Below are 14753 nucleotides of genomic sequence, written 5' to 3'. Positions count from 1 at the left end.
ATACCATTCAAACAGGAGGTGAGTTGTGACTACTTTGTGAAATTTTCCGGCATTTATACACCCAAAAAACAGCTTTATGGACCTTCAATAAAAAACGAGGTGGGAAAATGTTTTCCCACCTCGTTTTTTATGCTTCTGCGTTAATGTAGAACCGTTGACTTTCTTGACATCTACCTATAAATCCTTCTTTGCGTAACTCGCTAAACAATTTGCGTATGGTTACGTAGCTGATTCCTAAATACTCGGATAGCATTTTATAATTTAATTGTTTTGGTAGAAAATCTTTCGTATCATTTTCCTCGTGAAGTTCATCAGCAAGTTCTAATAAAAATTTTTTGCTACGCGATCTAGCTTTTAATTTATAGAAAATGCAGTGGTTTATAATAACTTCGTTAAAACGATGGGCAATTTGATAGCCGAAAATCCAACCTTCTTGTGTGTTCATCAAGGCATCAATAACTTGTTTTTTCTTAAATTTGATTAACTCGGTGTTTCCCACTGCATGAAAATCTAAATCCATATGGCTATCAAAAAACATACTTTCTAAACCTAAAAAACGGTCTTTGCCTTGAAAACAATAAATTGTATCGTCTTTGCTTACTGAAGCCGCCCCGTGTACAATGTAGTAGACGTATTCTTCGCGTTCTTTTAAAACAATTTTACGCCCATTGCTAATCTTTATATTTTCTCCGTAAATCGCAAATTGATTTTCTAATAATTTCAATAGTTCTTTTTCATTGAAGCGTTCCTCAACTACTTTTTTTGAATAAAGTTCTATTAAGTCTTCCATCATGAAGCACCTTCCCATTTGAAATCATTTTCATTCGCTTTGAACTTTTCCGTTTAATGAATATCCTTATTTTAACGCCTCAAAAATTTGTTCATAATTCATGATTTTATGATTTCATAAGGGAACTGTCCTTAATTTCTGTTTTCCTTGTTTAAATGTCGTATAAATTGCTTCATATCAACATTCCTGAAAGATTTGTGACATTTTCAAAACGAACGAAAGTCAAAACAAACCTACTTTTTCATAAAAAGAAAGAGGTTTTTTATTATTTGTGCGATTAATGTAAGCAGATTTGGGTAGGTATTAAAGTGAGGGGGAGAGGATTTTATGTACTCAAAAAGCTTTTTAGATGATTTTACAAATTTTGATTATGTGATGAAAATATTGAAGAGCAACCCGCAATTTAATCATAAATGTCACCAAATTGCACTAAAGACCGGGCTCTCTATTGAAGTGAGTTTTAAAAAAAATAAAGTCTATTTTATTCAAGAAGGGTATACAAAGCTTTCCAATCTAAACGGTAAGCGTCCCGTCTTTATTCTTATTTCTAAGCGTGGAGAATTCCCTTTCCTAATAGCACAAAATGATTTATCTGATGAACTTGCGGAAATTTCCGCCTTAACTGACTGCATTCTTTGGGAAATCGATTTGGACTACTTAAACGATGTACTTTTAACAGAAGACCCTCGTAACTTTGTTCTTTTAAACTATCATATTAAACTTTCGCGTAACTCCATGATTCAACTCATTATGGATAGTTTTCCGTCTGAGGAACGCATTTATTATATTTTGCATTTTCTAGCAAACAAATTTGGCATTCGTAATGCGGACGGTTCTATAGACTTGCCGAGTTTTGTAACCTATGAGAAACTAGGTGAGCTCGCTTCTGTTTCACTATCTCACACATCCAACATTATAAAAACACTGCAAAAACAAAACATTATCTCGATTAGAAAAAAACAGTGGGTTATTCATACACTTCAAGACATCCCGATTGTTATCCCGTATACATTTGATCGTTGGGTATAAAAAAACTGCAAGACTTTTCATAAGTCTTGCAGTTTTTCAGTTACATGTGACGCGTTTCATTTGCGCCTTCACTCTACAGCTTTTTTCTTGTTCACAAACTTTGGAATTAACAGGCCAAACACGTAAGCAATAACGACCCCTGCTGAAACCCACAAAATTCGTTCAGCGAGTAACCACCAATGTGTCGCATTCATTTCATTATCGATGACCATCATAAATGAAAATACAATGTACGTCATGAAAAGTGGCATAATGTACGCTTTACTTTCATGTGTCCCGCTTGCTAAAACAAGCATCATCGCAGCCGCGCCCGCAATAATAATATTCCCCGCGTTCGAAAGCATCACTATGTAAATTAAAACAATTCCCGTCACAACCGAAACAATCCGGAAAACCGAACGCATCTCTTGCATTTCACGCACTGGGCGCATGACTAACCCTACAGAGCCCACAATCCACCCCGTATGATCCAAATAAAAGCCAATAATCGTTGCCAGCATAATCGCTGTTGTAAAATACGGCGCATATTGCTTGAAAATCACTTTATTTGGATTGACAGCAGGTGCTTTTTTAACCCCTTTTGTTTCTTTAAAAAAAAACGAAATCATACAGGCTACAGTCGAACCAAGAACCATGCTTAGCCCAATTGACACCCCCGCTTGAAAATCCGTAATACTTAAACCAATTCCAATTACAGGTGTAATAAAGAACATAAACGCCGGTACGCCTTTTTTAGATGCCGCAAACATCGCAGACAAATACGCAAATGCGCCCATTGAAACGGTCGCACCTACAATGCCAAAATATGATTTTAAAAGCGCGCCAATGAGAACTGATAACGCAATGACTGCGCCCATTATCAAAATCGAAACTCGCCCACGCCTAGTTGGCGCAATCTTCGTAATAGCCGCTGGAATGAGCCCAATGAGCATGCCCATGCCGATTGACATATCCACGAGAGTCGCAATTAAAAAAACTGGAATTGCACTAATGAATGTTAAAACCGCATTGCTCCAATTCCATGAAAAATACTCTTTAAAATACTTCTGAATCGTCATTCTTGTTTCGCTCCTTCTGTTGCTGTACATAAGGGGCACAAACGAAACTTCAAAGAAAATTGACTATAATTTGTATACGCAGATTTGAGTGCATCTTGTGGCGTTTCAAACTTTCCTAAAATAAGCCGATTCTCCCTTGCTGGTATATTCTCACATGAATATTTATGAATCACTCTAAATTTATTCGCATCTTGAACAACATCAACCACATATCCTTCCACGCTAGCCCCTCCTTTATTTAAGTATATCTTCAATCATCAAGTTGTCAATCATATTGGTTACATAAAACGTGCCCATTCATGTGCAATTTCTACTTGTATCCATTATAATGATAGTACTAACGTGAAAGAGGAATAAAAAATGAATTTGCTAATGGATTTTGGAGCAAATATTTTTATCGCTTCTGCAGGTACTTACTTTATTTTTAAAATAATACCTTATCAAATTAATCCTCAACTTCTCATGTGGCGGAAAGCTGTAATTTTTTTGCTTATTTTAATCAGTAACTTTTTACTTATGTATTTCGCATTTGAGCTGCCTGACGGTGTGAAAATTGATTTACGCTACGTATCCATCATTTTAATCGCCATTTCGGCTTCGCCCATTTTCACAGTCTTCTCCGCACTTCTCATCGGGCTAACGCGCTTTCTTTTTGGAATATCTGGAATCGCCATACAAGCTTTATTCTTCATTCTTTTGCTCGCCCTACTCATTTCAATATGGATAAAATTCCGCAAAAGTAAAATTCATGAAAGTCAGCTCATCGTTGAATTATTCATCATCAGTGTCATCGTATATATTATCAACAGCAGCTTTTTTTATGGTTTTCAGCTTAAAACGCTTATTTTAATCACTACTTGGACGGTTTTCAACGGCCTTGCATTACTTATTCTTTATGCCGTGCTTTTTGATATGCGACGGACGCGGCATTTGTATATTGTTGAAACCGAGCGTGCTTTCACAGACGCCCTCACAAATCTTGCGAACCGACGCGCATTTGACCAGCGAATTCAGCTACTCATGGAAGATACCACAGTAAACAAATTAAGCGCTTTAATGCTTGATATCGATTTTTTTAAATCTGTAAACGACAGTTATGGGCATCTCGCAGGTGATAAAGTGCTTCAATCATGCGCTTCAATCATTCAAGAGCACTGTTTGGAAAAAGGGAACGCCTTTCGTTTGGGCGGAGAAGAATTTTGCATCTTGGCGATTAATTTTGATGAAAAGGCCGCCTATGACCTCGCCGAAAAAATTCGCATCGCCATTCAAAACTCTGCCATCCCGATTGACACCACACAAAAAATTTCCATCACCATTTCAATTGGTGTAGCGACAGCTTGCGATTCACGTGAATTTCCTGAAATTCAGCACCTCGCAGATCGCGCACTTTATCAGGCAAAAAACGCTGGGCGCAACCAAAGTGTCATTTTATGAGAAAGTCAGTACAATTTGCTGACTTTTTTGTTTGCTCACGTTTTATCAAAAAAAAATGGTGGTATAAGAAAGTATAAATTTTCTAAATATTCATTAAAGGAGTGATTGTCATGGCACTGCAACCTTTTTCGAGTTCTCTATCCAAGCAATACGAGGAGTTAGCCAAGGAACGGGCATTAATGAATACGTTTATTGAGTGCTACATGACAATGCTCGGTCAAAAACAACGGATAGCAAGAATTCAAACCGAAATTGATCTTGCTCTCGACGACGGAAACAAGAAACGCTTCATTCTATTATCACTACGCCTAAAACGCCTTCAAGAAGAAGAATTACAATTTTAAAAAAGGTGGCTCGAATTTTCGAGCCACCTTTTCAATGTCTATATATGCGCCAAAATCTCTTCCGGCGTTTCAAAAATAAATTCCGCCTTCTCAAATCCGTCTTTTGATTTGGCTCCCCAAAGTGCGAGGCCGAAATGGGCACCGGCAGCGTGCGCACAGGCCATGTCATACGCGGAGTCGCCAATGTAAATGACGTCGGAAGGTTTTAAAGCTAGCATTTCAATATTTTTCAACAAAGGAGCGGGGTGAGGTTTGTGTTCCGTCGTATCACTCGCGCAAACAATCGCATCGAAGTGGTGGTCAATGCCGAACGGGTAAAAGCCCTTCTCCATTTCTACTGCATTTTTCGAAGTGACAACACCGCTCTGCGGAATCGCTTCAAGCGCCTCTTTAATGCCTTCAAAAATTTCCACCTCATGAATGAGCGATGCTTCGCGTTCCACCCATTTCTCAAAAATTTCTTCTTCGTCTAAAATATCCAATTGGGCAAGCGCTTTCTTGCCGGTTATCCCTAAAACAAAACGCAGTTCGTCTTGCGTATACGTGAGTCCTTCTTCTTGCAAAACAGATTGAAGAGAATGTAAAACCGCTTTTTCTGTATCTAAAATTGTTCCATCAACATCAAAAATAATCGCTTTATACATCTTTATTCCTCCTTTATTTTGCAAAAACATAATGATGATGCGGGGTATATTTACTGCGCTTTAACCGATTCGGTTCTGGCATACCGTATCTTTCAGCGCGAAGTTCATCGGCAAAAGGTTTCAATTCATTTGTACTATCCGCAATTTCAAACCGGGTATTTTCACAAGAAAAAGTTAAATATTGTCCGCCTTTTTCTGGAACAAGCGCAATATTACGCAAACTTGCGAGCGGATACGTGTGGCGTTTTCCCAAACCATAACTGTAATTTCGCTCAAACACCAAATAATCACGTTCCACACAAAATTCCCCGTACTGATATTCCATACCAATTTCTGAGTAAACTTTGCAAACACCTGACACAATCATTATTTTCGCCCCCTTCAAAGTCTCTACCTAAGTTGTACATGATGAAACGGGTTTCATGTCAAGCGTTTTCAATTAAAATTTTTCAGACTGATTTTCGAACGATTAGCGCATGCTCAATTCGCTCTTTTCTTACTTCTTTTGAATAAAATATTGAAAAAGCCATTTCGCCTAATTTTTTCAGATTGTGGTCGAGCGTTGTAAGTTCAAGCACGAATCCAATCGGCAAATTTTCTTGCCCTAAAATCGCCAAGTCTTCTGGTACACGAAGCCCCTTTTCGCGCGCATAGACCATGATGCCCGCTGCGACTTCATCGCCGTTTGAATAAATTGCATCTGGTTTCATGCCGCTTTCTTCAAAAAAATATCGGGCAGCCGCTATGCCGTCTTCAACTGTGTAGCAATCATTCAAGGCATAGTCTGCCGCATTTTTTTGATACACTTTTTCAAAGGCACTCATTTTGTGGCGCGTACTTGGGCTAATGCTTCTAGCCCGTCCATTCGTGAAACAGACGTCACGATATCCTTTTTCCTTCAAAAAAAGAAAGCCTTCTTGGTACGCTTTGGCGCGGTCGATATAGGCGCACGAAAGTTCGGGAATGTCCGTTTCCTCGCTTACGACGATGGGGCCGTACTCCGCATACTGCTGAATTAGCTCCAACGTATTCGCGCGCGAAGCGATGATGAGCCCGTCCACTTGTTTCGTTTTTAGCATCATCAAATATTTTTCTTCTGTTTTTGCATCGTAGCCCGTTGGAAATAGCGTCACCGAGTACTTCTTCCGGAAAGCCGCGTCCAGTACGCCGTTTACAACCTTATCGAACCACGGGTGATCGTTATAGGGTAAAATCACACCAATTGTGTTCGTTTTGCCAAGCGCCAAGTTTGTCGCACTCCGGTTTGGTATGTAGTCAAGCTCGCGCATCACTTCTTGTACGCGCGCGCGCTTTTCGCTCGCCACATACGGATGATTGTTTAAAACACGCGATACTGTCGTCACTGAAACACCCGCTTGTTTCGCGATTTCCTTAATGTTTGGCATTTTTTTCTCCCCCTATACAAAAAGCAGGACAAATTGCCCTGCTTCCGGCAAACTTAGTAAGCCGTCAAATTGTGTCCGCCGCTTCCTCCTGCTGCTGCAATGGATTAATTTCCACTCGCAGTGAGACAAGACGCGCATCTTTTACTTCAAGTGCTGTGAACGTAAATTGTTCGTAGTCTGCCACTGCTTTTTCCCCGTCATTTGGGATACTGCCTAGTAGCGTCAAGACAAAGCCAGCAATTGTATCCACACCCCGAGCGGGAAGTTCCACGTGAAACATGCGATTAAAGTCGTCCAGTGCAAGCATTCCGTCAACCTCGTAAGTATGGTCATTTATTTTCACAAATTCATTTGTTAAGTCATCATATTCATCATCGATATCGCCGACAATTTCTTCTAATAAATCTTCAATAGTAATGATTCCCGCAACACCGCCGTACTCGTCCATTAAAATCGCCATCTGATTACGTGTGCGCTGCATGTTTTTCAGCAAATCATCAATAAACATTGTTTCTTGAGCAAAATAAGCCTCTTTCACTAGTTTTTTAATGTCTACATGATCAAAACCAACTTTTCGTGCTTCTACAAAATAGTCTTTTAAATGCAAAATACCATAGACAGAATCCTGATCTCCCATGTAGACCGGAATTCGCGAATAGTTTTCTTCCAGCAATAAATCACAAATTTTTTCTGGTGCAAAATCCACATCAATCATAAAGGCATCCGTTCGTGGCACCATCGCTTCACGCGCATATTTATTATCAAGTTCAAATACACCGCGCAACATGCTAAGTTCTTCTTCCTCAATAATGCCATCTTTTGAACTCGATTCCATCAACATTTGCATCTCTTCTCGCGTCATGCGGTCATCTTCTGTTGCATCCGTCATCCGCGTTAATTTCACAAGCGCATTTGTCGAAAGTGACAACAATTTTACGAATGGGCGAAGTAACATTCCAACAACGCGAATCGGGCCAACCGAAAAACGAGCAATCGCCTCTGATTTTTGTAGCGCAATGCGTTTCGGATAAAGCTCACCGAATACAAGCGTAATGTAGGAAAGAATAATTGTGACAATAATAATCGACATTTCTTTTGCAAATGCCCCGCCGCCTAAATAAGACTCAAAGCGGGTGGCAATGCTTGTCGCTGCCGAAGCACTCGAGAAAAAACCAGCAAGCGTAATACACACTTGAATTGTCGCTAGAAAGTTGCTCGGGTCTTCAATTAACGTCACCAATTTCTTTGCTTTCTTATCGCCATTCTCGGCCTGATTTTTAATCCGACCTTTGTTTAAAGATACAAGCGCCATCTCTGCCGAAGCAAAAAATGCATTGAGTAAAGTTAACACCAAAATAAGTATGAGTTGTAAAATAATCTGCTGACTCTCGGGGTCAGGTGACATGTAGCCGTCCACTCCTTAATAAAAGAAAATTTTGACTGGAAAACGCTCCCAGTTATTCAAATTTTACCATGTTCTCCCCCTTTTGGTCAAAACTGCGCGCCCGATTTCCCTTAAAGGCTTTCAAATACCCGCAGCGCATCCGCCTGAATCATTTCAACAGGAGCAGCAATCCGTAATGCCTCTTTGTTCACCGCAAAAATGGCTGCCTGATTATTCCGATACTCGATTAAATTGCAAAATGGACTCACTTGGAAACTTGTGCCCACAATGACGATCAAATCCGCGGTTTGCACTGCGAAAACGGCGCCTGAAATGGCTTTTTCAGAAATGCCTTCACCGTATAAAACGACGTTTGGTCGGACTTCACCACCGCACTGCACATGAATTCGTGATTTCAAATACTCCGCCGCGGGAATCGCTGCTCCACAATTTTGACAGTAGCAATCATATAAGTTCCCGTGAAAATCAATGACCTTTTTAGAACCCGCTTTTTCATGCAAACCATCAATGTTTTGCGTAATTATCGTGATAGCTTTATCCCGCTCTAGTTCCGCCATTTTCAAGTGTATCCCGTTCGGCTTTGCTTTTGGATAATACATATTCTTTGTCACAAAGTCATAAAACAATTCTGGCTCACGTTTCAAACAAGTGGCGCTAAGTAAATACTCCGGATTCTGATACCCTTTGTAAAGGCCGTCTTTCGACCGGTAATCTGGAATTCCGGAAGGTACCGATACGCCTGCGCCAGTCAAAAAAACAATTTTACTCGCATTAAAAATCGCCGCCTGAAGTTGTTTGACATTTTCCATCTTCAAAACCTCTTTTCTCAAACAATTTGTGCCGTCAAAAATAGCCAAACATCTGAAAACAAATGCTTGGCTACCATTATATCACTCTTTCGAAACTTAAAAAATTTCATTTTGAAATTTACGCTAATTTATCAAGCGGTATCCAGCCAGCCATTCCGTCCTCATCAACGCACCACGCAAAGCCGTTTAATTCGCGATTACTTTCGACTTTATCGCCTGGTTTCACAGCGAGCTCACGCGCTGAGTAGTCTTCAGAAACGGTAGCAGACTTCCCGCTTTCATCCGAGATAAGTATTTGCTTTGGAACATAGCCTTCTAGCCCCGACGCCTTGACTTTGCAAAAAATCCAGCCTGGGTAGTCCTCGTCTTCTTGAAAGGTCCAAACGCCTTCATTTTTACCAACAAAAAGGGGGTTCGGCCTGTGCATATGATGTTCTTTTTTCACAAGATAGGTGCGATTCATTTTTTTGAGGCCTCATAATCTGCTAAAAATTTCTCAATCCCTGTGTCGGTCAAAGGATGTCTTAGCATCTGTTCGAAAACTTTATACGGGATTGTAGCAATATCCGCACCTGCTCGTGCACATTCAATGACATGGATGGGGTGTCTGACGCTTGCTGAAATGATTTCCGTTTCTATATCATGAACAGCAAAAATTTCCGCGATGTCGCGAATTAATTCTAAACCGTCCTGGCCGATATCATCAAGGCGACCTAAAAATGGAGATACGTAAGTTGCGCCTGAACGCGCCGCAAGTAACGCTTGTGCTGCCGAAAATACGAGTGTCACATTCGTTTTAATCCCTTCCGCATGCAAGACTTTGACAGCCGCCAAGCCTTCGCCCGTCATTGGGATTTTCACAACCATATTTGGATGAATTTTCGCGATTTCACGACCTTCTGCAACCATCTTGTCCGCTTCAAGACTGACTACTTCGCCGCTAATTGGACCATCTACAATAGCTGTAATTTCCTGAATCACTTCGCCAAAATCCCGACCTTCTTTCGCGATTAGCGACGGATTTGTCGTCACACCAGCAATAAATCCCATCCGGCTAGCTTTCTTAATTTCCTCTACATTTGCCGTATCAATGAAAAACTTCATGCCAATTCCTCCTTCATTTAAAACGCTTTCAAATTTACGGTTCCATTATAACGCAAATTGAAGAAAACAAAAAAGATACAGCTTATCGCCCGCTGCATCTTCATTCCCTATAATTTAGATTTATCCAAAATAAGTAGTGGTTTCGGCTTATTACGAACAATCTCTTCTTTAGTTAAAGCTTGGATTGTGCACGCGACATACTCGCGTGATGTGCTTGTGTAACGAGCCAAAACTTCCTGAGTAATTTCTTTCGGCAAAATAATACCATCTTGTGAAAAAGTCCCAAGTTTATTTGCACATTGAAGCAATGCTTTTCGAATTCGCTCTTCTTTTTTATAAAAACTCAATTCCGAAAACTCTCTTGATTCATTTATTTTGATACCCATTTGCGCCAAAATAAAATTACGCTTTGGATCAATTTCTTCAAGAATTCCTCTTAAAAACGTACAATCCACTTCCATTACTTTTGCTTTTCCAAGACTTTGAATACAAACCTTTGATTCCCAGTTATCTGAAAATAAATATTGTAAGCCAAATGTATCTTCTTTCTGTAAAAAGCGAATGATAGCCTGTTTCGAAAATGTTTCACGTGCGTTTTTATTCTTCCTTTGGATAAAAACACCAAAGTACCCTTCTAGAATAAAATAAATCTTCTTTTTGTCCTCGCCTACTGTCTGGAGGATATCTCCTTTTTTGGTAGTGAAAACGGAACAATTTTCATTGTACTTTGGGTGCTCATAGCAAATTTCTAATAAATTTTTCAATTCTAAGTTAACATGATCAGTTTTGACAGGAAACATAGATCCTCCTTGTGAACGCTTTAGTTCTATGATTATATCACAAGCAAATTAGCATAATATTCCGATTATACAAAAATCTACCAAACTATCGTGAATTAAATCACTTTGTTGATTTGAAAATCTATATTTGTAGCTAATTTTAGATTAAAAACGAATATTAATGAATTATTTGTGACAATTTTTCACTGTCATTTCTTAAAAAAATTACCTCTTAAGCATGACGCACTTCGTGAAATTTCTCTATATAATAGAACAGGAATGGGGGAAAAATACATGAATAAAAAAACAACTGAAACAACCTATACATGGAACAAATTTTTCAGTCTTCTAGGATCCGTAAAACCAGCGAACTGGATTATCGGTGTTGCCTTAATCACGAGCATCATTACAACCGTCGCCGGCCTTGTAGTGCCACTTTTTACAAAAGATTTAATTGATGGCTTTTCATTATCACAAATAAACGGCAGTTTAATTGCCATCATCGTGGCCGCATTTGTCCTTCAGGCAATCGCAAATGGCTTCTCTGTTTTTTTACTTAATTATATGGGGCAAAAAATGGTAGCCACCATTCGTATTCGTTTATGGAATAAAATCATTCACTTACCAGTTCCATATTATGATAATACCAAAACTGGCGAAACCGTAAGTCGAATGATTAATGATACCGTCTTACTTAAAGAGCTTATCGCAGACCATCTGCCGCAATTTGTTACAGGGATTATTTCGGTTATCGGCGCCGTCACTATTTTACTTTTCATGGATTGGAAAATGACTCTCGTTATTTTAATCGCCGTCCCAGTCACCGCACTAATCGTAGCACCGCTTGGGCAGCGCATGTTCAAAATTTCCAAAGGCCTTCAAAAGGAAACCGCCGACTTTACGGGTATGATTAGTCAAACGTTGTCAGAAGCACGTCTAGTGAAGGCATCAAACGCGGAAGATTTAGAGCAAAAACGTGGTTCAGAAGGTATCAATCGCTTGTTTGGATTTGGTATTCGCGAGGCAAAAGTTGTGTCTGTCCTCGCTCCGCTCATTTTCTTTGTCGTCATGGGGGTTATCGTAGCAATCATTGGTTATGGCGGTATCCGTGTCACTTCTGGCACACTCTCAACCGGAACGCTTATCGCCTTTCTGCTTTATTTGTTTCAAATTATTGTGCCAGTCACATCGTTTGTCACATTCTTCACGCAACTACAGAAATCTAAAGGAGCCACCGAACGAATTTCACAGATTTTAGACCAAGAGAGTGAAGAACTTCAAAATGGTGTTGAAAAAGATATTTCGGGGGAAAAAGTTCATATTGAAGATGTATCCTTCGCGTATGCGGGCAGTGACACCATTCTTGACGGCATCAGCTTTACTGCGAATCCGGGTGAGGTTGTGGCTTTTGCTGGTCCAAGTGGTGGCGGAAAATCGACTTTGTTCGCCCTTTTAGAACGCTTCTACGAGCCTGCGACCGGGGCGATTTACGTTGGCGACACACCGCTTACAGCGATTTCGACCAAGTCTTGGCGCTCCCAAATTGGCTACGTTTCACAAGAAAGTGCTATGCTATACGGCACAATCGCCGACAATTTGACCTACGGCTTAGACCGCGAAGTGAGCGAAGACGAATTGTGGGCCGTCACAAAACTTGCCTACGCCGATGAATTTATTCAGAAGTTGCCAGAAAAAATGCAAACTGAAGTGGGCGAACGCGGCATTAAGCTTTCTGGCGGGCAGCGACAACGAATTGCGATTGCACGTGCTTTCCTAAGAAATCCTAAAATTTTAATGCTTGACGAAGCAACGGCCAGCCTAGACAGCCAGTCCGAACAAATTGTGCAGCAAGCACTCGCGAACTTAATGTCTGGCCGAACAACTTTCGTTATCGCGCATCGCCTGTCGACCATCGTGTCAGCAAACCAAATCCTCTTCATTGAAAACGGGCGAATTACAGGACGCGGAACGCACACCGAATTAGTCGAAAGCCACCCGCTCTATGCTTCTTTCGCCGAGCAACAATTGCAATAAAAAAACCACGAAAATTCGTGGTTTTTTTATTTACTTCTCTTCACTATTAAACGCGAATTTGCTTACAATAGCCGCAAGTGCGCCACCGACAATCGGTGCTACGATGAACAGCCAAAGTTGCGAAAGTGCTTCGCCGCCAGCAAATAGTGCCGGGCCAATACTTCTCGCCGGATTCACAGATGTACCCGTTAATGGAATACCTAATAAGTGGATTAAAACGAGTGTTAGACCAATAACTAGACCAGCAAACGGTGCGTTCCCATTTTTTCCTGTTACAATTAAAATAACTAAAACAAAAACGAACGTTAAAATAGTTTCTACTAGAAACGCGCCTGAAGCAGTTAAGTTCCCAAAACCATTCTGCCCTAAGTTAGTAGTGGCCAAGTCTGAAGAAATTAAGAACGTACGCAGTGTTAGCGTCGCCACAATGGCACCTAAAATTTGCGCTACTATGTATACAGCCAAGTCTTTCGCAGACAAACGTTTATTGACAAACATCGCAATGGAAACCGCCGGATTAATATGACACCCGGAAATTGTTCCAATACTATACGCCATCGCCACAATCGATAAACCGAATGCAAGCGCAATGCCTGGAATGCCAATGCCTTCAATCCCGCCGCCTAGAACAGCCGTCCCGGTACCAAACAATACTAAAACAAAAGTTCCAATAAATTCAGCAATTGCTTTTCTCATCTTATTTCCCTCCTTTCAAAATTGAATCAACATGTTTAAAAATACCATAAATCCGCCTAGAAAGATATGGATAAGTTGTGTATTTTTCAAAACAAAAAAAGCAGCCATTTTAAATGGCCGCCGACATGTCAAAAACCTCTAAACTTCACGCAAAATTAGGTTGATGTATTGTTTTCGGGTTGGTCGAGCTCTAATTTTGCACCGTCATCATCCTTTTTGCTACTTGCCAAAATAATTCCTGCACAAATTAAGCCGAGGAACGTTGCCGACATTGCAGAAAACAGAACGTGTCCAACAAAAAAGATATAGACTAATGTAATGACTAGCGCAAACGTATAAATTGATTTCATTTTGCGTTTAAAAGCGCGGAAGATGAAATACAGCATCATAAAAATAAACAACGCCGTTCCGATAAGTCCCATACCGAAAAATAAATCAAAGAAATCCATTTCAACAACGCCTAAACGCCCAAATTTCTCAAAACGATACTGGAATCCTTGTCCACCAAAAAGAGTGAACGCAAAATTGGGATCATTAAAGAATAACTTGGCGGCACCTTCTAAAAATACGTTTCTAGAACTAAACAGCAAGCGAAGCAAATCACCATCATAGACTCTGTAAAAATATTGCATCCGAGTAACGGAACCTGCGACAAGTTCTGTCGCTGATTGAATTCCTCTAAAGAATATCCAGATTACTGCAAACATGGCCGTAAGCCAAACAAAAGCTCGCTGCACATTTGAATGGTAATGTTTTTTGAAAACTACTCTAATTAAAAGGTACGCAACAGTCAGAACCGCGTACACAACGACCGTTTTTGTTGCCAAAAGGAATAAACTCACTACATTTCCAGCAAAAAGTAAGAGTAAAAAGAACACTTTCTTGCCCCATCTTTTTTGTAGCTCTTTAATAAGGACATGCGTCGTTATTGTGAGTGTAATGATAAGCGCAAATGAAATGGAGTTTTGCTCAAAGAAAAAGCCTTTATATCCTGCTCCTGCTGTTGAATAAGTTTGACGCCCGACACCTAAAACATACGGAATCAAAAGTTCTGCTGTGAGCAAAGAGCCTAATGCAAGAAAGATATTTTCAAAATTAATGGTTTTGAAAATTTCTCTTCGCTGATAAACATAATAAGGAATTAGCACCCACAGGAAATATTTAATGTACACCGAAAAGTCTGCGAATATCCACGCGGGACTATTCTTCAAGAAAATA

17 protein-coding genes are annotated in these 14753 nt (G+C 40.1%); 4 read left to right on the top strand and 13 right to left on the bottom strand.

The window, feature by feature from the left end; translation table 11 throughout:
• Positions 1 to 127: 127 nt before the first annotated feature.
• The gene (locus CFT42_RS14230; RefSeq protein WP_088816481.1) at positions 128 to 793 is read right to left on the bottom strand and encodes a Crp/Fnr family transcriptional regulator; all 666 of its coding nucleotides are present in this window, start codon (positions 791 to 793) and stop codon (positions 128 to 130) included.
• Positions 794 to 1117: 324 nt separating this feature from the next.
• Between CFT42_RS14230 and CFT42_RS14225 the strand changes: the two genes are divergently transcribed.
• A complete protein-coding gene (locus CFT42_RS14225; protein ID WP_088811026.1) occupies positions 1118 to 1819 on the top strand; it encodes a Crp/Fnr family transcriptional regulator in 702 nt (233 codons plus the stop codon).
• A gap of 68 nt (positions 1820 to 1887) precedes the next feature.
• Here the strand turns inward: CFT42_RS14225 and CFT42_RS14220 are convergent, their stop codons facing one another.
• Complete coding sequence (locus CFT42_RS14220; protein WP_088816480.1) at positions 1888 to 2877, bottom strand: FUSC family protein; 990 nt, start codon at positions 2875 to 2877, stop codon at positions 1888 to 1890.
• Positions 2874 to 3098, bottom strand: coding sequence for a hypothetical protein (locus CFT42_RS14215; protein ID WP_088811028.1), 225 nt, complete (start codon positions 3096 to 3098; stop codon positions 2874 to 2876). Before CFT42_RS14215 ends, CFT42_RS14220 begins: the two co-directional genes overlap by 4 nt.
• 139 nt (positions 3099 to 3237) lie before the next feature.
• Between CFT42_RS14215 and CFT42_RS14210 the strand changes: the two genes are divergently transcribed.
• Both CFT42_RS14210 and CFT42_RS14205 read left to right on the top strand, forming a co-directional pair.
• Positions 3238 to 4314: a GGDEF domain-containing protein gene (locus CFT42_RS14210; RefSeq protein ID WP_088811029.1), complete on the top strand. Its 1077-nt coding sequence runs from the start codon at positions 3238 to 3240 to the stop codon at positions 4312 to 4314.
• 110 nt (positions 4315 to 4424) lie between these two features.
• Positions 4425 to 4658 (top strand): IDEAL domain-containing protein, encoded by a 234-nt coding sequence (locus CFT42_RS14205; protein ID WP_088811030.1) that lies wholly within the window; start codon positions 4425 to 4427, stop codon positions 4656 to 4658.
• A gap of 38 nt (positions 4659 to 4696) precedes the next feature.
• On the opposite strand, the gene CFT42_RS14200 is transcribed toward CFT42_RS14205, so the two are convergent.
• The 8 genes from CFT42_RS14200 to CFT42_RS14165 form a co-directional block, all read right to left on the bottom strand.
• Positions 4697 to 5302 carry an HAD family hydrolase gene (locus tag CFT42_RS14200; protein ID WP_088811031.1) on the bottom strand — a complete coding sequence of 202 codons (606 nt, stop codon included), beginning with the start codon at positions 5300 to 5302 and terminating at the stop codon, positions 4697 to 4699.
• Between the two features lie 13 nt (positions 5303 to 5315).
• A complete protein-coding gene (locus CFT42_RS14195) occupies positions 5316 to 5669 on the bottom strand; it encodes a hypothetical protein (protein ID WP_088816479.1) in 354 nt (117 codons plus the stop codon).
• 82 nt (positions 5670 to 5751) lie between these two features.
• Positions 5752 to 6708, bottom strand: coding sequence for a LacI family DNA-binding transcriptional regulator (locus CFT42_RS14190; protein ID WP_088816478.1), 957 nt, complete (start codon positions 6706 to 6708; stop codon positions 5752 to 5754).
• 64 nt (positions 6709 to 6772) lie between these two features.
• The gene (locus CFT42_RS14185) at positions 6773 to 8113 is read right to left on the bottom strand and encodes a hemolysin family protein (RefSeq protein WP_088811034.1); all 1341 of its coding nucleotides are present in this window, start codon (positions 8111 to 8113) and stop codon (positions 6773 to 6775) included.
• 110 nt (positions 8114 to 8223) lie between these two features.
• A complete protein-coding gene (locus tag CFT42_RS14180; RefSeq protein ID WP_088816477.1) occupies positions 8224 to 8922 on the bottom strand; it encodes an NAD-dependent protein deacylase in 699 nt (232 codons plus the stop codon).
• Between the two features lie 118 nt (positions 8923 to 9040).
• A complete protein-coding gene (locus tag CFT42_RS14175) occupies positions 9041 to 9385 on the bottom strand; it encodes a hypothetical protein (protein ID WP_088811036.1) in 345 nt (114 codons plus the stop codon).
• The gene (gene fsa / locus CFT42_RS14170; protein WP_088811037.1) at positions 9382 to 10026 is read right to left on the bottom strand and encodes a fructose-6-phosphate aldolase; all 645 of its coding nucleotides are present in this window, start codon (positions 10024 to 10026) and stop codon (positions 9382 to 9384) included. The genes CFT42_RS14175 and fsa overlap by 4 nt, the downstream gene beginning before the upstream one ends.
• A 107-nt stretch (positions 10027 to 10133) precedes the next feature.
• Positions 10134 to 10826: a Crp/Fnr family transcriptional regulator gene (locus tag CFT42_RS14165; RefSeq protein ID WP_088816476.1), complete on the bottom strand. Its 693-nt coding sequence runs from the start codon at positions 10824 to 10826 to the stop codon at positions 10134 to 10136.
• A gap of 273 nt (positions 10827 to 11099) precedes the next feature.
• Between CFT42_RS14165 and CFT42_RS14160 the strand changes: the two genes are divergently transcribed.
• Positions 11100 to 12839 (top strand): ABC transporter ATP-binding protein, encoded by a 1740-nt coding sequence (locus CFT42_RS14160; protein ID WP_088816475.1) that lies wholly within the window; start codon positions 11100 to 11102, stop codon positions 12837 to 12839.
• A gap of 30 nt (positions 12840 to 12869) precedes the next feature.
• On the opposite strand, the gene CFT42_RS14155 is transcribed toward CFT42_RS14160, so the two are convergent.
• Together CFT42_RS14155 and CFT42_RS14150 are read right to left on the bottom strand one after the other, a co-directional pair.
• Positions 12870 to 13535 (bottom strand): MIP family channel protein, encoded by a 666-nt coding sequence (locus CFT42_RS14155; RefSeq protein WP_088811040.1) that lies wholly within the window; start codon positions 13533 to 13535, stop codon positions 12870 to 12872.
• Between the two features lie 155 nt (positions 13536 to 13690).
• The gene (locus tag CFT42_RS14150; RefSeq protein ID WP_482796767.1) at positions 13691 to 14746 is read right to left on the bottom strand and encodes an O-antigen ligase family protein; all 1056 of its coding nucleotides are present in this window, start codon (positions 14744 to 14746) and stop codon (positions 13691 to 13693) included.
• Positions 14747 to 14753 lie beyond the last annotated feature (7 nt).

The sequence above is a fragment of the Listeria goaensis genome (assembly GCF_900186125.1).
Taxonomy (GTDB): domain Bacteria; phylum Bacillota; class Bacilli; order Lactobacillales; family Listeriaceae; genus Listeria; species Listeria goaensis.
This window is presented reverse-complemented; position numbering and strand designations above follow the sequence as displayed.